The following is a 24745-nucleotide window of genomic DNA, read 5'->3' as shown; positions in this document are numbered from 1 at the left end:
CAATCCTGAATACAGGGGGACCTGTGAGCACCGAGTGCATCACCGAGATCGAGTCCGGGGCCCAGGGCCTCGCACGGCTGGCGGCCAAGGACGTCACGGTCGGGTACGGCGGCCGGAACGTCATCGACGGCCTGGACGTGGCGATCCCGCCGGGCGTGATCACCACGATCATCGGCCCCAACGGCTGCGGGAAATCCACCCTTCTGCGCACCCTGACGCGGTTGCTCAAGCCGTCCAGGGGGAGCGTCGTGCTGGACGGCGAGGACATCGTCAAGCTCAGGACGAGGGACGTGGCCAAGAAGCTGGGCCTGCTGCCGCAGGCTCCGGTCGCGCCGGAGGGGCTGACGGTGGCCGACCTGGTCGCCAGGGGCCGCCATCCGCACCAGAGTTGGCTGCGGCAGTGGTCGTCGGACGACGCCGGTGTCGTGGAGCGTGCGCTGGCCATGACCGGGGTGTCGGACCTGGCCGACCGCCCGGTCGACTCGCTGTCCGGCGGGCAGCGCCAGCGCGTGTGGATCTCGATGACCCTGGCCCAGGGCACCGATCTGCTGCTCCTCGACGAGCCGACCACGTACCTGGATCTGGCGCACGCGATCGACGTGCTCGACCTGGTGGACGATCTGCACGAGTCGGGCTGCACCGTGGTCATGGTGCTGCACGACCTCAACCTGGCCACGCGGTACAGCGACAACCTCATCGTGATGCGGGCGGGTTCGATCCTGGCGCAGGGCCATCCGCGCGACGTGATCACCGCCGAGCTGCTGGACGAGGCATTCGGGCTGCGTGCCGCGGTGGTTGACGACCCGGTGGGCGACCGGCCGCTCATCGTGCCGATCGGCCGCACCCACGTTCAGCTCGACCAGGTCCCGTAAAGGAATATGTAAGTAAGGCTAGGCTAGCCTCACTTGCCCGGGATAAAGTGTGGCTGCCCTGAGACCGGGGCGTAACGGACAGCGCGACAGCAAGGGATTCCGGATGCTCCTCCACAGAACGACGCGTATGACGCCCCGGCGGCGGTTAGCGGCGGCACTCTCCGCCGCGGCCCTCGGCGTCGGCCTCCTCGCGGGATGTGGTTCCGACGCGGCGGACACGTCGAACGACGACGCCCCGGCCGCCGCCTCCGGCGCCTTCCCGGTCACCGTGGAGCACGCGTTCGGATCCACGAAGATCAGCCAGGCGCCCGAGCGCGTGGTCTCCGTGGGCTACACGGACGACCAGGCCATGCTGGCGCTCGGCGTCAAGCCGGTCGGCATGGTCGACCAGTACCCGAACCCGGCGGGCAAGACGCCCGACATCAACACCCAGTGGCCCTGGGTGAAGGACAAGTGGGGCGACACCCGGCCCGAGGTCGTCATGAAGAACGGCGACTCCGGCCCCGACTACGAGAAGATCGCCGCCCTGCGGCCGGACCTGATCGTGGCGGTGTACTCCGAGATCGACAAGGCCGCCTACGACAAGCTCTCCAAGATCGCCCCGACCGTGGGCCGCACCCAGGGCGAGAAGGAGCCGTTCAGCGCCCCCTGGCAGGACAACGCGGTGCAGATCGCCAAGGCGCTGGGCAAGGAGGACGAGGGCACCGACCTGGTGCAGGGCATCCAGGACAAGCTCGACGCGGCCAAGAAGGCCCATCCGAAGTTCGCCGACCAGAAGGCTGTCGCGCTGTCCTGGTACGAGAACTCGGTGGCGCCGTTCACCTCCACCGATGTGCGCGGACGGCTGGTGACGGGCATCGGCTTCGGCTACCAGACCCAGATCGACAAGGTCGCGGACGGGAAGTTCTTCACCGTCCTGTCCCCCGAGCGCGTCGACCTGGTCGACGTCGACCGCGTCTTCGTCATCAACGACAAGGCGGACCAGCAGAAGCTGAAGAAGTTCAAGCTGTTCACCAACCTGGACGCCGTGAAGAAGGGCAAGGTGTCGTACCTGCTCGACAGCGAGGGCCCGGCCGTCGGCGCCGCCATGTCCCAGAGCACCCTGCTGTCCCTGCCGTACGCGATCGACCAGCTCGTCACGTCGGCCGGCCGGGGGTGAGCGTCACCGACGCGCGTGCCACCCCGGCCCCGGCCACCCTGCGCACGGCCACCGGGCGCGTGGCCACCCGATGGGTCACGGCGCACTGCCGCGAGGCGCCCTGGCTGACGGCCGCCACCGTGCTCACCACGGTGGCCGGGGCAGCGCTCCAGGTGCTCCCGGTGCTCCTCCTCGGCCGGGTGGTCGACGGGGTGGTCGAGGGCGAACCGCGCTCGGCCCTGGTCACGATCGGAGTGCTGATGGGGGCCGCCGCGCTGCTCGGCGCGGCGGCCACCGCGGCGTCGACGTATCTGATCGGACGGCTGGGCGCGGATCTGCTCGCGCGGCTGCGGGAAGGCGCCGTCCGCGCGGTGCTGGGGATGCCGAGCGCACGGATCGAGCAGGTCGGCCGCGGAGACGTGCTGTCCCGGGTCGGCGACGACGTGGCCGTGCTGTCCAAGGGCATCCGCACGGCCGTCCCCACGGTGTTCTCGGCGGGCGTGCTGGTCGTCATCGCCACGGTCGGCATGTTCGGGCTGGACTGGCGGCTCGGCCTGGCGGGCGCCGGTGCGCTGCCCGCGTACGCCCTGGCCCTGCGCTGGTACCTGCCCCGCTCCGCCCCGCTCTACCAGAAGCAGCGGGCGGCCCAGGCCGACCGCGCGCAGGCGCTCATCAGCGGCCTGAACGGGATCGACACGGTCCGGGCGTACCGGCTGGAGGGCGCCTTCCGCGAAAAGGTCACCAGCGAGTCGTGGCGGGTGCGGAACCTCGGCATCGATGTGTTCCGGTTCTTCGGCCGGTTCGTCGGCAGGGAGAACCGCGCCGAGTTCATCGGGCTGGTCCTGATCATCGTGGTGGGGTACGCCCTGCTGGAGGCCGACGCCGCCAGCCTGGGCGAGGTGTCGTCGGCGCCGCTGATGTTCCACCGGCTGTTCACCCCGCTGGGCTCCATCATGTTCACCTTCGACGAGGCACAGAAGTCGGGCGCGAGCCTGACCCGGCTGGTCGGGGTGCTGGGGGAGGGTGCGGAGGACCGGCTGGTGGGCGGAGCGCCCATCGCACCGGCGGACGCCGTGCCGCACCCGGTGACGGTCACGGGGCTGACGTACCGCTATCCCGACGCCGAGGAGCCCGTCCTCCGGGACGTCAGCCTGACGATTCCGGCCGGTGGTTCGCTCGCGCTGGTGGGCGCGACGGGCGCGGGCAAGACCACCCTGGCCGCGCTCATCGCGGGCATCGGCACCCCGCAGGCCGGATCGGTGCACATCGGGCCGACCGACCTCGCCGGACTGGACGAGGCCGGGGCCCGGGCCCTGGTGAGCATCCTGACCCAGGACACCCACGTGTTCTCCGGCCCGCTCGCCGACGACCTGCGGCTGGCCGCACCCGAGGCGACCGACGCCGAGCTGATGGACGCCCTGCGCACGGTCGGCGCCGACGGGTGGGTCGACGCGCTGCCCGACGGGCTGAACACCATGGTCGGCGAGGGCGGCGAGCGACTGGACGTCACCAAGGTCGCCCAGATCGCCCTGGCCCGGCTGGTGCTGGGCCGGTCGCCGGTGGTGGTGCTCGACGAGTCGACCGCCGAGGCGGGCAGCGAGGGCGCCGCCGAACTGGACCGGGCCGTGCTGGCCGCGTGCTCGGGCCGGACCACGCTGTTCGTGGCGCACCGGCTGACCCAGGCGATGGCGGCGGACCGGATCGCCGTGCTGGACGCGGGACGCGTGGTGGAGCAGGGGACGCACGAGGAGCTGGTGGCCCTGGGCGGGCGGTACGCGCGGCTGTGGCGGGCCTGGCGAGAAGGCAGTTAGGCCCCCCGGGATCCCCCTCCGGATTCAGATGAGGTTTTCATGACGCGGAAGGAACGCTGAGTCTTCGATGGCCGAGTCTTCGATGAGGGAACCGAGCAGTCGTCGCGTACGGCTTTCTCCCACGCGCGTTGCCGACGTACGCCGCCGGACCGGCGACTTCTCCGACCGGACCATCGCCGCGGCGTGCGCCATCGGGCTGTCGTACTGGGCGACGGGCCGCAGCCCCGACGGCATCGACCTCACCCCCGCCACCCTGTTCGCCGACGTCCTCGGATGGGTCGACAACGGCGGTGCCACGCCCGGCGAATGGGAGGTCGGCGCGGACGGCCGGAGCATCACCCTCCCGGAGGGCGTCGTACTGGCCGACGCACAGCTCGCGCTGGACGACCTGGCCGACTTCCCGGACCGGCCCCTCGGCACCATCGGCCCGTCCAGCGTCGCGGCGAGGCTCGACACCCTGGCCGAGTGGAACGACAACCACGCCGACCGCGTCCGCCCGACCATCGTGGAGATGTTCCACGAGCAGGCGCGGACCAGGCCGGACGCCATCGCCATCGTCGACGAGCACCGCTCGCTGACCTACCGTGAGGCGGCCGGGCTGGCGGGCGGTCTTGCGCACCGTCTGCTCGACCGCGGACTCCGCCCCGAACAGGTCGTCGGCATCTCCCTGGGCCGCTCCGCCGACATGGTGATCGGGCTGCTCGGCGTCCTCCAGGCCGGGGGCGCGTTCGTACCGCTCGATCCGCAGTGGCCCGCCGCGCGCCGCGCCGTCGTCATCGACGATGCCGGGGTCGTGATGCAGCTCAACGACTCGGGCGAACACGCCCCGGGTGAACCGGAAGCCGTGGCCGTCGACCTCGGCGACTGGCGCTACGGTTCCTCCCCCGCGGAGGGCACCGGGGTCACCGTCGACGGCAGCCGCCTGGCCTACGTGATCTTCACGTCCGGTTCGACCGGGCGCCCCAAGGGCGCGATGATCCGGCACGAGGCGATCAGCGAGCGCCTGCTGTGGCAGGTCAACGAGATCCTGGGCTTCGGCCACGACGACGCCTCGCTGTTCAAGGCGCCGCTGTCCTTCGACATCTCCATCAACGAGATCTTCCTGCCGCTGGTGTCCGGCGGCCGGCTGGTGGTCCTGCGCCCCGGCGGCGAACGCGACCCGCACCATCTGCTGAGCGTGATCGCCGAGCAGCGCGTCACCTTCACCTACCTGGTGTCGTCCATGTTGGACGTCCTGCTGGAGATGGCGGGCGACTCCGGACGCCTGGACAGCCTGCGGCACGTGTGGTGCGGCGGCGAGGTGCTCACCCCGGAGCTGTACGAGCGGTTCCGCACCCGGCTCGACATCCTGCTGTACCACGGCTACGGCCCGGCCGAGACGACGATCGGCGTCTCCCACGTCATCTACCGGGGCGCCGCGGAACGCCTGTCGACATCGATCGGCAAGGCCAACCCCAACACCCAGCTGTACGTGCTGGACGACGAACTGCGCCCGGTCCCGGTCGGGGTCGGCGGCGAACTGTACGTGGGAGGGTTCCTGCTGGGGCGCGGGTACATCGGCGCACCCGGCCTGACGGCGTCCCGGTTCGTGGCCAACCCCTTCGCGACGGACGGGTCCCGGCTGTACCGGACCGGTGACCTCGCGCGGTTCGCCCCGGACGGATCGCTGGACTTCCTCGGCCGGGCCGACAACCAGATCAAGATCCGCGGCATGCGGCTGGAGATCGAGGACGTCGAGGTCGGTCTCGCCGAGCACCCCGGGGTACGGCACACCTGCATCGTCGCGAAGAAGAACGCGGCGGGTGGCACCTATCTGGTGGGGTACGTGATCCCGATCGCCGGGAGCGAGGAGCTGCGCGCGGACGAGGTCAGGGCGTGGGCCGCCGAGCACATGGTGGAGTACATGGTGCCCGCCCACGTCGTCGTCATGAAGGAGTTCCCGCTCACCGCGAACGGCAAGCTCGACCGCCGCGCGCTGCCGGAGCCCGCGATTGGGCGGGGCGCGCTCGTCCCGCCCACCACCGAGAACGAGCGCATGCTGTGCGCGGCGGTCGCCAAGGTGCTGCGGCTGGACGAGGTCGGCGTCGACCAGGACTTCTTCCAGCTCGGCGGCGACAGCCTGCTGGCCATCTCGCTGTTGAGCGCGGTGCGCGACGCAGGGCTTCACCTCACGGCACGGCACATCTTCACCCACAGCACCGTGGGGGCACTGGCGGCGGTGGCGCTCGACGAGGACTCCGCCACCGTGGACGACGGCGATGTCGCGACCGGTGCCGTGGTGGGGTCGCCCATCGTGCAGTGGCTCGGCGAGACCACGGACGCGATTCGTGGCTTCGTGCAGTCGGTCGTGCTGAACACCCCCGCGGACCTGACCGCCGACGCCCTCGACGCGATCCTCGCGGCCGTGGTCGGGCGGCACGACATGCTGCGCGCCAGGCTGGTGCGCGGCGACCGCTGGAGTTTCGACATCCCGGAGGCGGGTCGGGCCGCCGCGTCACGGCAGGCTTTGTGGCAGGAGAGCGACCGGCCACTCGACGCATGTGTCGCGCTCGCCACCGACGGGCTGGACCCGGCGGGCGGCGTGATGCTGCGTGCCGTCTGGCGACGTGAGCCACGGCAGCTGGTCGTGGTCGTCCACCACGTGGTGATCGACGGCGTGTCCTGGCGCGTCCTCATGGACGACCTGGCCACCGGGTGGCGGCAGTTCGCCTCGGGCGCGCCGATCGAGCTGCCCGGGGTGGGCACGTCGTTCCGGCGCTGGACGCAGGTGCTGGAGCAGGCCGCGTTCGACGCGGACCGCGCCTACTACCAGCGTCCTCTGCCAGGCGCGGACGGGCCGGTGGGCAGGCGCGCGCTGTCCGGGGCCGACACCGTGGCGGGGGAGCGGGTGCGGACCGTCTCGGTCGGCCCCGAGGCCACGGCCGCGCTGCTGGGCGAGATCCCCGCGAAGTTCCACGCGGGCGTCAACGACGTGCTGCTGACCGCGCTCGCCGTCACCCTCGCCCGGTGGCGCCGCGACCTCGGACAGGACCAGACGTTCGCGCACATCGAACTGGAGGGCCACGGCCGCGAAGGACGCTTCGTGGCGGACGCCGCCGGATTCGAACCGGAGCTGTCGCGGACCGTGGGCTGGTTCACCACCCTGTTCCCGGTGACCGTGGACCCCGGCGCGGCAGCCGACTTCACGGCGCCCGCGTACCTGGCCTCCGCGCTGAAGGCGGTCAAGGAAGACCTCGCCCGCGTGCCGGGCAACGGCGTGTCCTACGGCGCCCTGCGCTATCTGCACGGCACCGAGTTCGACGCGCCCGCCCCGCAGGTGCTCTTCAACTACCTGGGCCGGTTCGACGCGGGCGCCTCCGGTGACTGGCAACTCGCCAGTACCACCGGGCAATTGGGCGAGAAGCGCGACCCGAGGATGCGGCTGCCCCGCGCCCTGGAGTTCAACGCGATCACCGAACCCGCCGCGACCGGTGCCTACGAACTGACCACCGCCATCTCCTGGCCCGACGGGATGTTCACCGACGAGGACATCGCGACCCTCGGCGCGTACTTCCAGGAGGCCCTGGCCGGGCTGGCCGCGCTCGACCGGGGCGGCCACTCTCCCAGCGACTTCGGCGCGGTGGCGCTGACCCAGGCCGACGTCGACGCCCTCGACGGCCCGGCGCTGCGCGACATCCTGCCGCTGACCCCGTTGCAGGAGGGTCTGTACTTCCACTCGGTCTTCGACGACTCGGCGGGCGCGTACGTCGAGCAGCAGCTGCTGACGCTGGACGGCGAGGTGGACGCGGACCGGCTCGCGGCGGCGGCCACCCGGCTGCTCACGCTGTACCCGAACCTGGCCGCGCGGTTCACGGCCCTCGCCGACGGCCGCGTGGTCTCCGTGCTGGAGAGCGGTGCGGAGGCGCCCTTCACCACGCTGGACCGCCCCGGGATCACCGACGACGAGATCCGCGCCCTGGCCGAGCGGGACCGCCGCGCCGGGTTCGACCTGGCCACCGGGCCACTGATGCGCTACACGCTCATTCGCGGGGGCTCCGGCCGGAACATCCTGGTGCAGACCGTGCACCACATCATCGCCGACGGCTGGTCGGTGCCGCCCATGCTCCGTGCGCTGCTGGCCGAGTACCACGCGCCGGGGACCGGGTACCCGCGTGGCGGCTTCCCCGACTACGTACGCCACCTCGCCGAACGCGACGACGACGAGAGCGACCGGGTGTGGCGCGATCAGCTCGCCGAGCTGCCCGGGCCCTCGCTGATCGCCGAGGGGCACATCCCGTCCGACCGGTTCGCCGACACCGCCGTGGTGCCGGGGGACGACATCGACGCGGCGGTCCGCGCGGCCGGTGTGCCGCTGAGCGTGGCCGTGCACAGCGCCTGGGCGGTGACGCTGGGCGGCATCCTGCACGGTCGGGACGTGGTGTTCGGTTCCACGGTGTCCGGGCGGGACGCGGAGGTGCCCGGCATCGAGGACATGGTGGGTCTGTTCATCAACACGATCCCCGTGCGCGCCCGGTGGACCGACGCCACCACGGCCCGCGAGCTGCTCACCGCCGTGCGGGAACACCAGAGCGCGGTGCTGCCGCACCAGCATGTCTCACTGGCGAGGATCGGCCGTCAGGCCGGTGCGGGCACGCTGTTCGACACCCTGGTGGTGTTCGACGTGGCGACCGATGTGGACGCGCTGCGGCGGCCCGACGACACGCTGGTCATCGCCGACATCGTCAACGAGGGTGCCCCGCACTACCCGTTGACGCTGGTGGTCGAGCGCGCGCTCGACGGCCGTCCGCGCTTCAACCTGATCTACGACGGCGCCCTGCTGCGGGAGGCGACCGCCCGGGCGATCCTGCGCACGTTCACCCAGGCCCTCACCGGCCTGCTCACCCGGCCGGACGCCCCGGTCGACGCCCTGGTCCCGGAGGGCGACGCCCGGCGTCCCGCGGCGCGGGTCGCCCCGACGACCCTGGGCGCGCTGTTCGACGCCGCCGCGCGCCGCGACCCGGCCGCCACCGCCGTCACCCGGTGCGACCTCGACGGCGGCACCCGGTCACTCACCTATGGCGAACTGGCGGACGCGAAGAACGAGCTGGCCTCGGCCCTCCGCGCGGCCGGGGTCGGGCCGGGCCGGCGGGTCGTCGTGGCCGTCCAGCGCTCCGTCGAGCAGGTCGTCGCCCTGGTCGCGATCGTCAGCGCGGGCGGCGCGTACGTACCGCTGGACCTGGCGTACCCGGACGACCGGCTGGAGTACCTCCTCGCCGACGCCGCCCCGCAGGTCGTCCTGGTGGACCGCGAGCAGCGCGACCGCTTCACGCGGCTGCTGACCCGGGCCGGTGTGCGGGCCCGGGTGCTGGTGCAGGGAGACGAGCTGCCGCGGGCCTCCACCGAGCCCGGTCCCGGGCCCGGGTGGCACGACCCCGCGTACGTGATCTACACCTCCGGATCGACCGGCCAACCTAAGGGCGTCGTCGTCCCGCACTCCAGCGTGGTGTCGCTGCTCGCGAACACCCGGGCCGACATGGACTTCGGCCCGCACGACGTATGGGTCCAGTTCCACTCCTTCTCCTTCGACTTCGCGGTCTGGGAGCTGTGGGGCGCGCTGTCCCATGGCGGTGAGCTGCTGGTGCCGGAGTACGGGCTGACCCGCTCGCCGGTCGACTTCCACCGGCTGGTCCGCGAGCGCGGGGTGACCGTGCTCAACCAGACCCCGTCGGCGTTCTACCAGTTCATCGAGGCCGACCGGCATGCCGACGAGCCGTTGCCCGCACTGCGCCGGATCATCTTCGGCGGCGAGGCACTGGACCTCGGGCGGCTGCGCGGCTGGGTCGAGCGGCACGGCACCGGATCGCCCGAGCTGGTCAACATGTACGGCATCACCGAGACCACCGTCCATGTCACCCACCGGGTGCTGACCGACGAGGACTTCCGAGCCGGTGACGACGTCAGCCCGATCGGCGGTCCGATTCCGGGCCTGGTCACCTATCTGCTGGACGACCGGCTCCGGCCGGTGCCGCCGGGCCGGGTGGGCGTCATCTACGTCGCCGGTGATCAGGTGTCGCTCGGCTACCTGGGCAGGCCGGGGCTCACCGCGGGCCGGTTCGTGGCCGACCCGTTCGCGGGCGGCGGCTCCCGCATGTACCACACGGGCGACCTCGCCGTCCGCACCCTCGACGGCGAGCTGGAGTTCACCGGACGCGCCGACGATCAGGTCCAACTCAAGGGTTTCCGCATCGAGTTGGGCGAGGTGGAGTCGGCGGTCAGGGCACTCGACGGCGTGGTCGACGTGGCCGTCACCGTGGCGGACGGCGGTGACCACCTGGTCGCACACGTCGTGGGCCGGGTGCCGGATGACGTCGTCGCGTCGCTGTCCACGAAGCTGCCCGTGCACATGGTGCCGGGCCGGGTGCTGCCCGTCGACGCCCTGCCGCTCACGGTCAACGGCAAGCTGGACCGCAAGGCCCTGATCGAGCGCGCCCGAAGGGGCGTGGGGCTGTATCCGAGTGCGGCTCCGCCGCGGGGCGCGACCAGCCACGACGCACGCGCGGACGAAGACGCTGCTGTGGCCGCACTGCCCGTGCTCGTCGACATCTTCGCCGAAAGCCTGCCCGGTTCCGCCGTGGACGCCGACACCGACTTCTTCCGCGCCGGAGGCGACAGCATCGTCGCCATCACCGTGATCAACCGGGCCAGGGCGCTCGGCCTGCCGATCGTGCCACGGGACGTGTTCCTGTACAGGACGCCGCGCGCGCTCGCCGAGCGCCTGGGAACGCACGCGCCGAAGGCCGAAGCTCCCGCCTCCGTCCGCCGCGCGGACGGCCCGCTCCCGCCGACGCCGATCATCCTGCGCCAGCGGGCACTGGGCGGATCACTCGCCCGGTTCGCCCAGGCCAGAACGCTGGTGGCGCCCGAGGGCACCGGGCTCGCCGACGTCGAGCGCGCCGCGAACGCCGTCGTGGCAGCGCACCCGGCACTCCGGCTGCGGCTGCGCGTCGAGCACGGGGTGTGGGCCCTGCGTACCGAGCCCGCCCGCGAGGTCACCGTCGTGACGACGGACACCACCGACGCGACGGAAGTGGCGAACGAGGCCGCCGGACGGCTCGACCCCGAGTCCGGGAACGTGGTCGCGTTCTCGTGGCGGGAGGCGAGCCGGACCCTGGTGGTCACCGCGCACCACCTCGCCGTCGACGCGGTGTCCTGGCTGATCCTGCTGGACGACCTGGCCACCGCCCTGCGCGGGGCACCTCTGGCCCCGCCGACCACGTCGTACGCCGAGTACGCCGAAGCGCTGACCCTCCGGTCCGCCCAGGCGATCGACGGCCTCGGGGCGTGGGTCACCACGCTCGCCGCGCCCCAACTGCTCCCGACTACCGGTGAGTTGCGCGAGACCACTGTCGTGCTCGCGCCCGACGTGAGCGACCGCGTGACGCGCACCGCGCCCGCGGCCCTCGGCGTCGGTCTCACCGAGCTGCTGTGCGGCGCCCTGCGCACCGCGCTGACCCGCATCCAGCCGTCGCCCACCGACCTCGCCATCGAGCTGGAGCGGCACGGCCGGGTCCCGGTGCTGGAACACCACGACTACACCCGCACCGTCGGCTGGTTCACCTCCATCGCGCCCGTACGGCTCAGCGCGCACACCGACCCCGTCGCGGCGGCGTACGAGGTGGCCGAACGCCAGCCGGACGAGCGCGGACACCTCGCCTACGGGCAGCTCAGATACCTCAACCCGCAGACGGCCCCGCTGCTGAACGCCCGCCCGCAGGTGCTGTTCAACTACCTCGGCCGGGGCGGCGAGTCCCAGGCGCCGCGCATCACCGGCGGTGACCGGGGCAGCCCGTACGCCGTCGAGGTCAACGCCTGGACCGACGCGGCCACCGGAAGCCTGCACGCGGACTTCACCCTCGCCGAGGGCATCCCGGACGAGATCGCCGCGCACTGGCGGAGCGCGCTGGAACACCTCGCGGACGCCTCCGTGACGGCCGAGCGCACCGCACCGGTCACCCCGCTCCAGCGGGGCCTGTTCTTCCAGGCGCAGATGGCGGGCCCGGCCGGACACTATGTCGCGCAGAGCTGGTTCACCTTCGACCGGCGCCTGGACACCGACGCGCTGGCCGAGGCGATGGCGTACGTCATCGCGCGGTATCCGGTCGTGGGTGCCGGATTCGCCACCGACGACGACGGAAACCCGGTCCAGGTCCTGGGGGCCGGGCGGCGGGTCGATGTCCGTACGGTCGTCCTCGCCGCGGACGCCGAAGTCGACGCCCTGCGTGCCCGGGACCGCGACACCGGATTCGATCCGGGGGAGCCGCCGCTGATCCGGCTGACCGTGGTGCGGCTGCCCGACGACCGCGACGGGCTGCTGCTCAGCTACCACCTGCTGCTGTGGGACGGCTGGTCCCGCGAGATCGTGCTGCGGGAGATGTTCGACGCCTATCAAGCCGTCCTCGCGGGCGAGTTGCCGGTTCCGACTCCGGCCACGCCGAGCTTCGAGGACCATGCCCGGGCGCTCGACGCCAGGGACTCCGCCGTGTCGGAGCGCTTCTGGATGGAGCACCTGGCCGGGCTCCCCGGTCCGACGCTGCTCGCCGGACCTGCGCCGTCCCTCACCGACGACCTCCCGGCCACGCTCGTGCACACGCTGTCCGCCGAGCTGTCGGAGCTGCTGCGGGACGCGGCCAGGGCCCACGGCGTCACGCTGAACTCGGTGCTGACCGGCGCCTTCGGCCTCCTGCTGGGCGCCCATACGGGCCGCAGCGACGCCGTGTTCGGCGTGACCGTCTCCGGCCGGGAGGGCGAGGGCCTGGACGCCATCGTCGGCGTGCTGCTCAACACCGTGCCGATGTGGACGCGGGCCCGGCCGGACGACACGGTCGGCGCGTATCTGTCCGCCGTCCAAGCGGCCAGGGTCGAGGCGATGGAGCACGAGCACCTGGGGCTCGGCGAGATCCAGCGGGCCAGCGGGCACGACACCCTGTTCGACAACCTGTTCGTGCTCCAGAACTTCCTGGACATGGACGCGTTCGCCGAGATGAACGCCCGGCACGGCATCACCTCGGTGAAGGCCGACGACTCCACCCACTACCCGTTCACCTGGGTCGTCACCCCCGGCGACCGGCTCACGGTCAAGCTGGAGTACCGCGACGAGGACACCGCGAACGCCCGTCGTCTCCTCGGCGACTATCTGCGCGTACTCGAAGACCTGGCCCGCGCCACCGGGCCGGTCGGCGCGCTGCGCGGCCTGGGCCCGGAGCCCGCGCGGGGGGAGCGGACGGACATCGGCACGGACACCGTGGTCGACCGGTTCGACCAGGCGGCGGACCGCGCCCCGCGGCGGGTGGCGCTCGTCGCCCACGGCTCGACCATGACCTTCGCCGAGCTGCGCGACCGCAGCCGCGCCGTGGCCGGTGTGCTCGCGCGGCGCGGCATCGGCCCCGAGGCGACCGTGGGTCTCGCGATCCCGCGCTCCCTCGACTCCATCGTGGCGCTGTTCGCCGTGCTGCGCGTCGGCGCCGCGTACGTGCCGCTGGAGCTGGACCACCCGGACGAGCGGATCGCCACGATCGTCGCGGACGCCCGCCCCGAGGTGATCCTCACGGTGAGCGCCGTGTCACCCCGGCTGACGGGCGAGCTGATCGAGCTGGACCGTCCGCTGCCCGAGGCCGAGCCGTACGTGACGTTCGCGCCGGACGACCCGGACCGGCTGCGGCACCCCGCGTACACGATCTACACCTCCGGATCGACCGGGAAGCCCAAGGGCGTGGTGACCGAGTACGCCGGGCTCACCAACATGCTGATCAACCACCAGCGCCGGATCTTCGAACCGGTGCTGGCCGAGCACGGCCACCGGGTCTTCCGGATCGCGCACACCGTGTCGTTCGCGTTCGACATGTCGTGGGAGGAGCTGCTGTGGCTCGCCGACGGCCACGAGGTGCACATCTGCGACGAGGAGTTGCGCCGTGACGCGCCCCGGCTGGTCGAGTACTGCCTGGAGCACGGCATCGACGTGATCAACGTGACCCCGACCTACGCCCAACAGCTCGTCGCCGTGGGCCTGTTGGACGATCCGGATCGGCGTCCGCCGCTGGTGCTGCTGGGCGGCGAGGCCGTCACCCCGACGCTGTGGCAGCGGCTCGCCGGGACCGGGGGGACGGTCGGCTACAACCTGTACGGACCCACCGAGTACACCATCAACACCCTCGGCGTCGGCACTTTCGAATGCGAGGACCCGGTGGTGGGCGTGGCCATCGACAACACCGATGTCTACGTGCTGGACCCATGGCTGCGGCCGCTCCCGGACGGAGTCCCCGGCGAGCTGTACGTGGCGGGCATCGGCATCGCGCGCGGCTATCTCGGTCAGCCCGCCCAGACCGCCCACCGCTTCGTGGCCTGCCCGTTCGGCGGGCCCGGCGAGCGCATGTACCGCACCGGGGACCTGGTGGTCCGGCGGCCCGACGGCAACCTGATGTACCTGGGCCGCACCGACCAGCAGGTCAAGATCCGCGGGCACCGGGTCGAACTGGGCGAGGTCGAGGCCGCCTTCGCGGCGCATCCGGCGGTGCGGTTCGTCGCCGCGGTCGCCCAGCCCGACCCGCAGGTCGACGGCGCGTACCGGCTGGCCGCCTATCTGGTGCTGGAGGGTGCGGAGCTGGCCGCGGTCGCCTCCGAGGTGGGCACCGGGCTGCCGGACTTCCTGCGCCCGACGCACTACGCCCGGGTCGACAGCATCCCGCTGACGGTCAACGGGAAGGCCGACACCAAGGCACTGCCGGAGGCCAAGCCGCTGGGCGCGCTGACCACGGCGGGGGAGCGGCCACCGGCGACGGAGACCGAGACCGTGGTGTGCGAGTTCTTCGCCGAGGCACTGGACCTGGACGACGACGAGGTGAGCGCGGTGAGCGACTTCGTGTCCCTGGGAGGGCACTCCATGCTGGCGGTGCGGCTGATCGGGCTGCTCCGCCGGGAGTACGGCCCCGTGATCACGATCCGAGACCTGTTCACCCTGCGAACCCCGGAAGCGATGGCCCGCCATCTCGATGACCACTCCTGACGCGCAGCACGCGCAGCACGCGCAGCCCACGCAGCCCACGCAGCCCACGCGGCGGCCCCGGCCGGGGTCCGACATCCTCCGGACCGCCCTGCGCCGCAACATCGGCGCCATGGCCGGGGGCACCGTCCTCATGGGCCTGTACCAGGCCGGTGAGACCGCCTTCCCCATCGCGCTCGGCCTGATCGTGGAACACACGATGCGGGACCGGAACCTCGGCGCGCTCGGCCTGTCGATCGCCGCGCTGGCGGTGATCATCACGACGGTGTCGCTGTCGTGGCGGTTCGGGATGCGCATCCTCCAGAAGGCCAACACCACCGAGGCACACCGCTGGCGGGTGAAGGTCGCGGGCCGCGGCCTCCAGCCGGTGGCCAGGGACATGGACCTCAAGTCCGGCGAGGTGCTGACCATCGCCACCGAGGACGCCGATCAGACCGCCGACATCATCGAGGTGGTGCCGCTGCTGATCAGCTCGCTGGTCGCGGTGCTCGTCGCGGCGGTCGCGCTGGGCCTGGCCGACGTCCGGCTCGGCCTGCTGGTGATCGTGGGAACCGTCGCGATCCTGTCGGTCCTGAGCGTGCTGTCCAAGCGGATCGGCTCCAGTACCCGCGAACAGCAGGCCCGGGTGGCGCGGGCGGGCGCGAAGGTCGCCGACCTGATCACCGGCCTGCGCCCGCTGCACGGCTTCGGCGGCAACCACGCGGCGTTCCGCTCCTACCGCAAGGTCAGCACGGAGGCGAAGCACCAGGCCATCACGGTCGCCAAGGTGAACGGCGTGTACGCGGGCACCGCGCTGGCCCTCAACGCGGTCCTCGCCGCCGCCGTGACCCTCACGGCGGGTTCGCTGGCGTGGAGCGGGCGGATCAACATCGGGGAACTCGTCATGGCCGTGGGGCTGGCGCAGTTCATCATGGAGCCCCTCAAGCTGTTCTCGGAGATGCCGAAGTACGTGATGATGGCGCGGGCCTCGGCCGAGCGGATGGCGCTGGTGCTGGCCGCGCCGCCGGTGACGGCCCCCGGGCCGGGACACCCGGCCGCGGGCGGGGACCTCGACGTCGACTGCGTCCGGTACGGCACCCTGCGCAGGCTGAAGTTCACGGTGGCCGCGGGCGAGTTCGTGGCCATCGCCGCCTACCAGCCGCGCGCGGCGGCCGACCTGGCGTCGGTGCTGGCCGTGAACGTCCCGCCCGGCGCGTACGAGGGAGTGGTGCGGGTCGGCGGGGAGGAGCTGGCGGATCTGTCGATCGAGGAGGTCCGCAGGTACATGCTGGTGAACCCGTACGACGGGGAGATCTTCGCGGGCACCCTCCGGACGAACATCGACCCGTCGGGCACCAGCCGGATGGTGCCCGAGGCCGTCGAGGCGTCCATGCTGACCGACGTCGTCGCCCTCCACCGCGAAGGGCTCGACTACGGCGTCCGCGACCGCGGCGCGAACCTCTCCGGCGGCCAGCGCCAACGGCTGTCCCTGGCACGGGCCTTGGCGGCCGACACCGACGTCCTCGTCCTGCACGACCCGACGACAGCCGTCGACGCGGTCACCGAGCAGCTCATCGCGCGCAACGTGGCGAAGCTGCGCCGGGGCCGCACCACCGTCGTGATCACCAGCAGCCCGGCCCTCCTGGACGCCGCCGACCGGGTCCTCGTGCTGGACGACGGCGTCATCACCGCCGAGGACACCCATCGCCGCCTCCTCGCCACCGACGAGGGCTACTGCGCGGCGGTGGCGAGATGACCCCAAGGTGACCGCCTAGCCCAGCGCCCAGGCGACATCTCTGAGCAGGGCCTGCCGCCAGCCCGCCCGGTCGTGGCCGGACGCCGACCGCGAGACCCGTACGGTCGCGCCGCTGCGTTCGGCCAGGGTTTCGGTCAGCTCGCAGTGGGGGAGCATCGCGGTCTCGTGTTCCCCCACGTCGAACGCGACGCGCAGACCGGACAGGTCGGGGCGCTCCCGCAGGCGTGCGGCGAGGGCGCCGCCGACCGGGCCGCCCAGGGGGTCCGGCAGGTCCGCGGCGCCGGGCGTCCACCAGAACGACCCCGACTGGCAGGCGATACGGGACACCAGGTCCGGGAACTCCAGCGCCGCGTACACCGCGCTCAGCCCGCCCAGGCTCTGCCCGGCGACCACCAGCCGGTCCGGGTCGGCGGGCACGCCGGACTCCGCCACCAGCGGCAGCAGCTCGTCCCGGATCGCCTCCCACAGCTCGGGCCGGCACGCGAACTCGGCCTCCCGGTCCGTGGCCGGGAGGAACACGAGCGTGACGGCGGGCATCTCGCCACCGGCGTGGGCCGCGTCGAACGCCGTCATGGCCGGGTGCAGATACAGCCAGTCGTCCCCGTCGAGCAGCAGGACCACGGGCCCGCCGCCGCCCACCGGGTGGACGCGCACGGTGCGCCGCCCGCCGAGCCGTTCGCTGCTCCAGCGGATCCGGGCGCGCGGGAGGGGCAGGACGTCCGTGTCGCCGACGGCGGGCCAGTGCGGCTGGGCCGGGGCGTCCGGGGTCGCGGCGATGGACCGGTCGCCCCCGGCGCCGACCGGATTGAACGGATCGGCGTGCGCCGCGCCGTCCACGAGGAACTGGTAGGTCACCCGCAGCCGCGCGGGCATGCGCACCTCGGCGTACCAGCAGTCGGTGTCGCCCCACCGGCGCAGGGGCACCGGCTCCGACCAGCTCTCGAAGCCGAGGACCGCTGGGGACCCGCGCCACAGGAACAGGGTCACCCAGCCGCCGCCGTCCGCGGGTAAGGACGCGGGTGTCTCCGCCGCCGCCCAGAACGCGTCGGTGCCGGGGGTGCCAGGCAGTCCGAACTCGACGAAGGCGTTCTCCCTGCTGGACGTGCCCAGGCGCATGAACGTCTCCTTGTGGGAGGGAAGGGACACGGATAAGCTCCTGTCAATTAGGCGAGCCTAATCTAGGTTTGGCGTTCACATCAGGAGAACCCTGACCGATGCTCTGCACCAGACTGACGAACGCACGGTTCGTCACCATGGACCCCGACCATCCCGTCGCCCACGACCTGGGCGTGTGGCGGGGGCGGATCGTGGGCCTGGACGAGGCCGTGACCTCCCTCCCCGCCCGCGAGGTGATCGACCTTCAGGGCGCCACCGTACTGCCCGGGTTCATCGATGCCCACGTGCATCTGGCCTGGACCGGATTCAAGCAGAACACCCCGAGCATCGCGGGGTGCACACGGGTCGACGAGGTGCTCGCCCTCGTGGAGGAGGCCGTCACCCGGCAGGGCGCGCCCGGCGCCTGGGTGAGCATTGCCGGTTACGACCAGCGGGCCCTGGGCCGCCACCTGACCGCCGTCGAACTGGACCGGGTCAGCCACGGGCGCAAGGTGTTCCTGCTGCACGACTCCGGTCACGGCTGCGTCGTCAACTCCGCCGTCCTGGAGCTGCTCCCCGCCGGCCTTCCGCACGAGAACGGCTTCCTGGCCGAGGGCGCCATGGGGGTCGCCCGCGCGCTGCGCCTGCCCCACTCCCAGGCGGACCTGGCCGAGGCGATCGGGCGCGCCGCCCTAACCTGCCTGGCCGAGGGCGTCACCACCTGCGCCGAGGCGGGCATCGGCGGCACCCTCTTCGGCCACAGCCCGGTCGAACTGGGCGCCTATCAACTCGCCCGCGAAAAGGGCCTGCTGCCGCTGCGCGTCCAGCTCATGGTGTCCGCCGACCGGCTGCGTACGGTCGCGGCGCACGAAGCCGACGGCATACCCCGGGCCCTCGACCTCGGCCTGCGCACCGGGTTCGGCGACGACCGGCTCTCCGTCGGCGCGCTGAAGATCTTCACCGACGGCGGGATGATGGCCCGGACCGCCGCGCTCAGCAGCCCGTACGAAGGGCTGGACCACGCGGGCGAGGTGCAGGACGACCCGGAGGTCCTCGCGGACACCATCGTGGACGGCCACCTGGCCGGGTGGCAGCTCGCCGTCCACGCGATCGGCGACCGCGCGGCCGACATCGCCCTGGACGCCCTGGAGCGGGCCCAGCGCCTGCGCCCGCGCCCCGGCGCCCGCCACCGCATCGAGCACGCCGGTCTGATCCGCCCCGACCAGCTCCCGCGCTGCGCGCGACTCGGCGTCAGCGCGGTCGTCCAGCCCACCTTCCTGCGCTCCTTCGGCGACGACTACGCGGCGATCACGGGCGAGGAGCGGGCGCCCTGGCTCTACCGCGGCAGGGCGTTCCTGGACCACGGCATTCCCCTCGTCGGCAGCTCCGACCGCCCCGTCACGGACGGATCTCCGCTGCGGGCCATCCAGTTCATGGTCGAGCGCGCCTCCGAGTCCGGCCAGGTGATCGGCCCGGACGAGGGCATCACCGTCGACGAGGCCCTGCACGCCTACACCGTCGCGGGCGCGTTCGCCTGCCACCTGGAGGACAGCGTGGGAAGCCTCACCCCGGGCAAGCGCGCCGACCTGGTCGTGCTCGGCGACGACCCCCGGCGGGTCGGCGCCGCGCGCATCGGGGACATCGAGGTGGTGGCGACGTACGTCGACGGCCGCGACACCGGGACGTCGGCGTCGTGAGCGGTACGTCGGCGGTTGTCGTACGGCGTGCGCCCACGGCCCCCGTGCGCACCGCCCGTCCGGAGGACGCCGCCGAACTCGCCGCGCTGTCCCGGCCCTTCGTGCGCTCGGGCGCGCTGCGGGAGCGGCCCGTCTCGCTCTACGCCGCCCACGCGGCCGACTTCCTCGTGACGCAGGCCCCCGACGGCACCGTCGAGGGCTGCGTGGGCCTGCGCGTGCACTCCGCGGCGCCGGGGGAGGGCCGCGGGGCCGCGGGCGTCGTGTACAACTTCTGCGTGGCCGGGCGGAGGCAGGGCAGTGGCATGGGAGCCGCGCTCCTGTGCGCGGTGCTGGCCAGGGCGCGCGCCCAGTCGCTCGACGCCCTGTTCACGGCGACGACCGGTGGTGGCGGCCTGTTCCTCCGGTACGGATTCGCCCCCACGGCCGTTGGCCTGGCGCCTCCGTCCTGGGTGGAGTCGCTGGATCCCCGGCGCAATGCGCGGATCCTCGCGCGCAGCCTGTGACCGGGGCCGGTGTCAGCAGCGGCATGATCGTGCGGCCGCTGCCCGTCGACGGCAATCTGCGGGTCACCCCGCACCGCACGCCACTCCCGCTGACGACGGTCCTTCCCTTCCACGCCGACGACGGCGACTTCGCCAAGGCCACCCGCCGCTGTGTCGGCGTCGGCAAGTGCCGGACCGCAGCTCCCGGCAGCGGCGTCATGTGCCCCAGCTACCGGGTCACCCGGGACGAGAAGGGCTCCACCCGGGGCCGCGCACGGCTGCTGCACGAGATGACCCGGGGCGAGGTCATCACCGACGGCTGGCGCTCCCGCGAGGTCCGCGACGCGCTGGACCTGTGTCTGTCCTGCAAGGGATGCAGCAGCGACTGCCCGGTCGGCGTCGACATGGCCACCTACAAGTCGGGGTTCCTGCACCGTCACTACAAGCGGCGCGTCCGGCCCGCCTCGCACTACACCATGGGCTGGCTGCCGCTGCTGTCCCGCCCGGCCGCCCGCACGCCACGGCTGGTCAACGCGCTGACGTCGTCCCGGCTCGCGCCCCTGGTCGAACGGCTGGGCGCATCGCCGCTGTACGGGAGATACCGCGCTTCGCGGACCAGACCTTCCTGTCCTGGTCCCGCGACCGCACACCGGAAGGCGACGGGCACCGGGGCCCGGTGGTGCTGTGGGTCGACTCGTTCAACAACCACTTCACCCCCGATGTGCTCCGAGCGGGGGTGGCGGTGCTGGAGATCGCCGGATTCCGGGTCCGGGTTCCGGAGGGAACCCAGTGCTGCGGGCTGACCTGGATCACCACCGGGCAGCTCGGCGTCGCCCGCCGTATCGCCCGGCGCACCACCGCCGCTCTCGCCCCCGCGGTCCGCGCGGGCGTCCCGGTCGTCGGCCTGGAACCCAGCTGCACGGCGGCTCTCAAGAGCGACCTGCCCGAACTCCTCCACGGCGACGGCGACGGCGACGGAGGCGGTGGCGATGGCAGTGGCGACGACGCCCGCGCCCTGGCCCGGGCCACCGTCACCCTCGCCGAACTCCTCGTCCACCACGCACCCGACTGGCAGCCCCCGACCGTCCCGGCCCGCTCCCTCAGCCAGACCCACTGCCACCAGCACGCGACCTCGGGCTTCGGCGCCGACAGCACCCTGCTGCACCGCATGGGCGTCGACAACACCAGCCTGGCGTCGGGCTGTTGCGGCCTGGCCGGAAACTTCGGCTTCGAACGCGGCCACTACGACGTATCGGTGGCCGCGGGCGAGCAGGTCCTGCCGCCCGCCGTACGCGCGGCCGCGCCCGGTACGCACATCCTCGCCGACGGATTCAGCTGCCGTACGCAGATCGCCCAGCGCACCGACCGCACCGGCACCCACCTCGCCCAGCTCATCGCCCGTGCCCTCCCGCCCGTCGGCGAACCGGATCAGTGCGTGAAGGCGACGGAGGCCGCACGATCCTTTTGGGCTTCGAGCGTGGCGAGACGTTCGGTGAGTGCGGTGTGGACGGCCTCGTAGGTGTCGGAACCGAGAGTCAGGCGCAGGGGCGGGTCCGGGTGGCGGGTGGTGTCGTAGACGGCGGCGGCGAGCTTGGCAGGATCGCCGGTGAAGACGCTGTCGTCGGCGGTCTCCAGATAACGCCGCGTCCGGCCCACGGCGTTGTCGCGGTAGGGGGCAGATTCGGTGGTGTAGCGCAGGGCCGCGGCGAAGCCGGTGCGGGTGGCGCCGGGTTCGACCAGGGTGAGGCGGATGTCGAAGTCGGAGACTTCACGGCTGACGCTCTCGGTGAAGCCCTCCAGGCCCCACTTGCCCGCGTGATAGGAGCTGTGAGTGGGGGTGCCGATCTGGCCGCCCAGGCTGGAGATCTGGATGATGCGGCCTCCGCCCTGCTCGCGCATCGGCGCCAGGAAGGCCCGGGTGATCAGCATCGGAGCGAGCAGGAGGACCTCGATCTGGTCGCGGATCTGCTCGGCTGTCATCTCCTCGGCGGCGCCCACGACCGCATATCCGGCGTTGTTGACGACGATGTCCACCGGCCCGGACCGGAGGGCCTCGGCGACCGCGTGGTCGACGTCGGCCGGGCGGGTGAGGTCGAGGATCTGGACGGTCAGTTGGTCGCCGTACGCCGCGCGCAGGTCGTCGAGGGCCGCGGGGCGGCGGACCGTGGCCGTGACGCGGTCGCCGCACCGGAGGGCGTGCTCGGTGAGGTGGCGGCCCAGGCCGCCGGAGGCTCCGGTGATGAACCAGCGGCGTACGCCCTTGTCGGAGGGGAGGGGCATGGGAGTCTCCTGGCGTAGGATGTTACCGGAATACGTTCCGGTAAGCAGTTAAACGGAACGCATTCCGGAAAGCAATCGCAGTCAGGCACCGAAGGAATGCGCATGCCCGCCACCCCCCGCCGGACCAGGAGCGATGCGCTACAGAACCGGGAGCGTCTGCTGGAGGTCGCCGCGCAGGTCTTCGCCCAGCAGGGGCTGGACACCGCACCGGCCGCCATCGCCAAGCAGGCGGGCGTCGGCGTCGGCACGCTCTACCGGCACTTCCCGACGCGGGAAGCCCTCATCGACGCCGCCTACCGGCGCAAGCTCACCCGCGTGTGCGAGGAGGCGGCCGACCTCCTCGCCCGGTATCCGGCCGCCGAGGCCACCAGGATGTGGATGGAGCACTTCGTCGACTACGCCACTGCCAAGAGCGGCATGTCCGAAGCGCTCAACGCGGTGATCGCCTCCGGAGTCGATCCCTACGCCGACAGCCGCGCTCTCCTCACCGACGCCGTCGCCGCCCTCCTCGATGCCGGAGCCCGGGACGGCAGCCTGCGAACCGACGTCACCTCCGATGACGTCCTGCTGCTCATGGGCGGCATCGCCTATTCCGTGCAGCACAGCACCGCAGAGCAGGCCCGTCGGCTCGTCGACCTCCTCATGGACGCGCTGACCGCGCGTTGACGGCGCGGTAGGCTGCCGGTCGCCGTACCACGGCAGTGCCCACGAGGAGGAGGACCGAAGGCCCGTGCTGACCACACCCCGCCTCCGACTGCGCCCACTGACCGAGGCCGACGCCGACTGGTGGGTGCGTCTGCACGCCGATGACGAGGTGAACCAGTTCGTCGGCGCGTACACCCATGAGCAGGCCGTGGCACGTCTCCGCGACATCCACCAGCAATGGGCCGAGCGCGGCCACGGGCTGTGTGCCGTCGAACTGACCCGTACCGGTGAGGCGATCGGCCGCTCCGGGCTCAACTGGTGGGAGCAGTTCGGTGAGACCGAAGTCGGGTGGACCTTCGCGCGAGAGCACTGGGGCAACGGCTACGCCGGGGAAGCGGCGCGTGCCGTCCTCGCCTGGGGCTTCGGCACGCTCGGCCTCAAGCAGATCACGGCCATGATCCACCACGGCAACACCGCTTCCGCCGCCTTGGCCCGCCGCCTGGGATTCACCCCTCTGCGCGAGGACACCGTCCTGGACCGCCCCTGCACCGTCTACGCGCTGAGCCAGGACGACTTCGCCGCGCGGTGAGCCCCGGACGACCCCCGCTCACCGCCCGGCGAGGCTGGTGGGGCGGGTGCGCAGCACGGCTTCGACGGAGGAGAGCGCGAGGCGGACCGCGCCCGTGATCACGGCCTCGTCGCCGAGGGCGGACAGCCGCCAGCGCGGCGGGTCCACGAGGAGGCCGTCGGCGTGCCGCTGGGCGGCGTCCAGGAGGAGTTCGGCGGCGGGCAGCAGGCCGGGGGCGCCGAACGGGCCGGTGCCGAGCACGACCAGCGCCGGGTCGAGCGCGAGCAGCACGGGGGAGATGCCGTCGGCCAGCCGCTGTCCGTACGACGCGACGGCCCGGGCCGCGTCCGGGTCGCCCGCGGCCGCGTCCCGGACGGTGTCCGAGGCCTGCGGCGCCAGGCCCGGGCGCGGGGGAGCGGGCTCGCTGGGGAGCCCGGGGAAGTGGATGAAGCCGATCTCCCCGGCCGCCCCGTGGTGGCCCCGCAGCAGCCGCCCTTCGGTGATCACACCCGCGCCGAGCCGCTCGCCCAGCAACACGAAGATCATCTCGTCGGTGTCGCCGCCGACGCCGCGCCACCGTTCGCCGAGCGCGGCGAGGTTGGCGTCGTTCTCCACCGTCACCTGGCAGTCGAGCCGGTCGCGCAGGATGCCGACGATGTCCGCCTGAGCCCAGTCCTTGAGGTTGTCGGCCTGCCGGATGGTGAGGTTGTCCCGGTCGACCAGGCCCGGGGTGCCGACCGTCGCGGCCCACACTCGCCGGGTGTCGACGCCCGCCCGGCCGATGGCGGCGTCGACCACCGTCGTCACGGCGCGGGCGCGGGCGCGCCCGGTGAGGTCGGCACGCACCGCCTTGCGCTCGACGGCCACCGCCCGGCCGTCCAGATCGGCGAGGCAGGCGGTCACCGACCGGGCCCGTACGTCCACGCCGACGACGAAGCCCGCGCGGGCCCGGAAGCGCAACCGGCGGGCCGGGCGGCCGGGGGAGCGCAGACCGCGGGCGGACTCCGCCGGGGCGGTCTCGATGAGGCCGCAGTCGGCCAGCTCGTCCACGATGGCCTCCACCGTGGGGCGGGACAGCTTGGTGGCCTTGGCCAGCTCGGACAGGCGTGGGTGGCGCTCCGCCGAGCGGACGGCGGCCAGGATGGCGGCGGCGTTCGTGGCGCGCAGATCCGCCACGCCCACCACCGCGGGCAGGGGCGGGTCCGGTTCCGTGCCCTGGTCCACGGGCCAGCGCGTCTGCGGGACGGTGGCCGTGGCCGGGGGCCCGTCGTCGTGGCCCCCGAGACCCCTGGACATGACCAAAGGATTCAGCCTCCTGCGTCGAACCCGATGCACAACCCGGTCGGTATCGACCTCGGTATCGGCTCTTGACGCGTCCGTGCGCCAT

At 72.6% G+C, this 24745-nt stretch carries 12 protein-coding genes and 1 pseudogene; 10 read left to right on the top strand and 3 right to left on the bottom strand.

The annotated features are described in order from the left end of the window. The first annotated feature begins 23 nt into the window (after positions 1-23). The 5 genes from LCH29_RS23955 (at position 24) to LCH29_RS23935 (ending at position 16591) form a co-directional block, all read left to right on the top strand. The gene (locus LCH29_RS23955; protein WP_446463793.1) at positions 24-872 is read left to right on the top strand and encodes an ABC transporter ATP-binding protein; all 849 of its coding nucleotides are present in this window, start codon (positions 24-26) and stop codon (positions 870-872) included. Between the two features lie 103 nt (positions 873-975). Next, the gene (locus tag LCH29_RS23950) at positions 976-2031 is read left to right on the top strand and encodes an iron-siderophore ABC transporter substrate-binding protein (RefSeq protein WP_446463792.1); all 1056 of its coding nucleotides are present in this window, start codon (positions 976-978) and stop codon (positions 2029-2031) included. Then, on the top strand, positions 2028-3821 hold the full coding sequence (locus LCH29_RS23945; protein WP_446463791.1) for an ABC transporter ATP-binding protein: 1794 nt from the start codon (positions 2028-2030) through the stop codon (positions 3819-3821). The genes LCH29_RS23950 and LCH29_RS23945 overlap by 4 nt, the downstream gene beginning before the upstream one ends. 82 nt (positions 3822-3903) lie before the next feature. After that, the gene (locus tag LCH29_RS23940; protein WP_446463909.1) at positions 3904-14859 is read left to right on the top strand and encodes an amino acid adenylation domain-containing protein; all 10956 of its coding nucleotides are present in this window, start codon (positions 3904-3906) and stop codon (positions 14857-14859) included. Continuing rightward, positions 14846-16591, top strand: a complete 1746-nt coding sequence (locus LCH29_RS23935; protein ID WP_446463790.1) for an ABC transporter ATP-binding protein — start codon at positions 14846-14848, stop codon at positions 16589-16591. Before LCH29_RS23940 ends, LCH29_RS23935 begins: the two co-directional genes overlap by 14 nt. A gap of 15 nt (positions 16592-16606) precedes the next feature. Here LCH29_RS23935 and LCH29_RS23930 read toward each other — a convergent pair whose 3' ends face one another. Further along, a complete protein-coding gene (locus tag LCH29_RS23930; protein ID WP_446463908.1) occupies positions 16607-17707 on the bottom strand; it encodes an alpha/beta hydrolase-fold protein in 1101 nt (366 codons plus the stop codon). A 98-nt stretch (positions 17708-17805) separates the two neighbouring features. Here LCH29_RS23930 and LCH29_RS23925 point away from each other — a divergent pair, with 98 nt between their 5' ends. The 3 genes and pseudogenes from LCH29_RS23925 to LCH29_RS23915 all read left to right on the top strand — a co-directional run. Next, on the top strand, positions 17806-19383 hold the full coding sequence (locus LCH29_RS23925; RefSeq protein ID WP_446463789.1) for an amidohydrolase: 1578 nt from the start codon (positions 17806-17808) through the stop codon (positions 19381-19383). Beyond that, the gene (locus LCH29_RS23920) at positions 19380-19886 is read left to right on the top strand and encodes a GNAT family N-acetyltransferase (protein WP_446463788.1); all 507 of its coding nucleotides are present in this window, start codon (positions 19380-19382) and stop codon (positions 19884-19886) included. Before LCH29_RS23925 ends, LCH29_RS23920 begins: the two co-directional genes overlap by 4 nt. 8 nt (positions 19887-19894) lie before the next feature. Continuing rightward, positions 19895-21384, top strand: a pseudogene (locus LCH29_RS23915) ((Fe-S)-binding protein); the annotation flags it as partial. Here LCH29_RS23915 and LCH29_RS23910 read toward each other — a convergent pair. Beyond that, positions 21294-22145, bottom strand: coding sequence for an SDR family oxidoreductase (locus LCH29_RS23910; RefSeq protein WP_446463787.1), 852 nt, complete (start codon positions 22143-22145; stop codon positions 21294-21296). The pseudogene LCH29_RS23915 and the gene LCH29_RS23910 sit on opposite strands and share 91 nt — an antisense overlap. Positions 22146-22247: 102 nt before the next feature. On the opposite strand from LCH29_RS23910, the gene LCH29_RS23905 reads away from it, so the two are divergent. Together LCH29_RS23905 and LCH29_RS23900 are read left to right on the top strand one after the other, a co-directional pair. Next, positions 22248-22811: a TetR/AcrR family transcriptional regulator gene (locus tag LCH29_RS23905; RefSeq protein ID WP_446463786.1), complete on the top strand. Its 564-nt coding sequence runs from the start codon at positions 22248-22250 to the stop codon at positions 22809-22811. A 64-nt stretch (positions 22812-22875) separates the two neighbouring features. Beyond that, entirely contained in the window at positions 22876-23379 is a 504-nt protein-coding gene (locus LCH29_RS23900; protein ID WP_446463785.1) for a GNAT family N-acetyltransferase, read from the top strand. A gap of 18 nt (positions 23380-23397) precedes the next feature. Here LCH29_RS23900 and LCH29_RS23895 read toward each other — a convergent pair whose 3' ends face one another. Beyond that, entirely contained in the window at positions 23398-24654 is a 1257-nt protein-coding gene (locus tag LCH29_RS23895; protein ID WP_446463784.1) for an ROK family transcriptional regulator, read from the bottom strand. Positions 24655-24745 lie beyond the last annotated feature (91 nt).

This window comes from Streptomyces sp. BRA346 (assembly GCF_052851135.1).
Note: the sequence above shows the minus strand (reverse complement) of the source record. Positions and strands in the feature narration are given on the sequence as shown.

Coding starts and splice junctions, on each gene's coding strand:
- LCH29_RS23950 (WP_446463792.1), top strand. CDS start 976: ATGCTCCTCCACAGAACGACGCGTATGACGCCCCGGCGGCGGTTAGCG.
- LCH29_RS23940 (WP_446463909.1), top strand. CDS start 3,904: ATGAGGGAACCGAGCAGTCGTCGCGTACGGCTTTCTCCCACGCGCGTT.
- LCH29_RS23935 (WP_446463790.1), top strand. CDS start 14,846: ATGACCACTCCTGACGCGCAGCACGCGCAGCACGCGCAGCCCACGCAG.
- LCH29_RS23930 (WP_446463908.1), bottom strand. CDS start 17,707: ATGCGCCTGGGCACGTCCAGCAGGGAGAACGCCTTCGTCGAGTTCGGA.
- LCH29_RS23925 (WP_446463789.1), top strand. CDS start 17,806: ATGCTCTGCACCAGACTGACGAACGCACGGTTCGTCACCATGGACCCC.
- LCH29_RS23910 (WP_446463787.1), bottom strand. CDS start 22,145: ATGCCCCTCCCCTCCGACAAGGGCGTACGCCGCTGGTTCATCACCGGA.
- LCH29_RS23905 (WP_446463786.1), top strand. CDS start 22,248: ATGCCCGCCACCCCCCGCCGGACCAGGAGCGATGCGCTACAGAACCGG.
- LCH29_RS23895 (WP_446463784.1), bottom strand. CDS start 24,654: ATGTCCAGGGGTCTCGGGGGCCACGACGACGGGCCCCCGGCCACGGCC.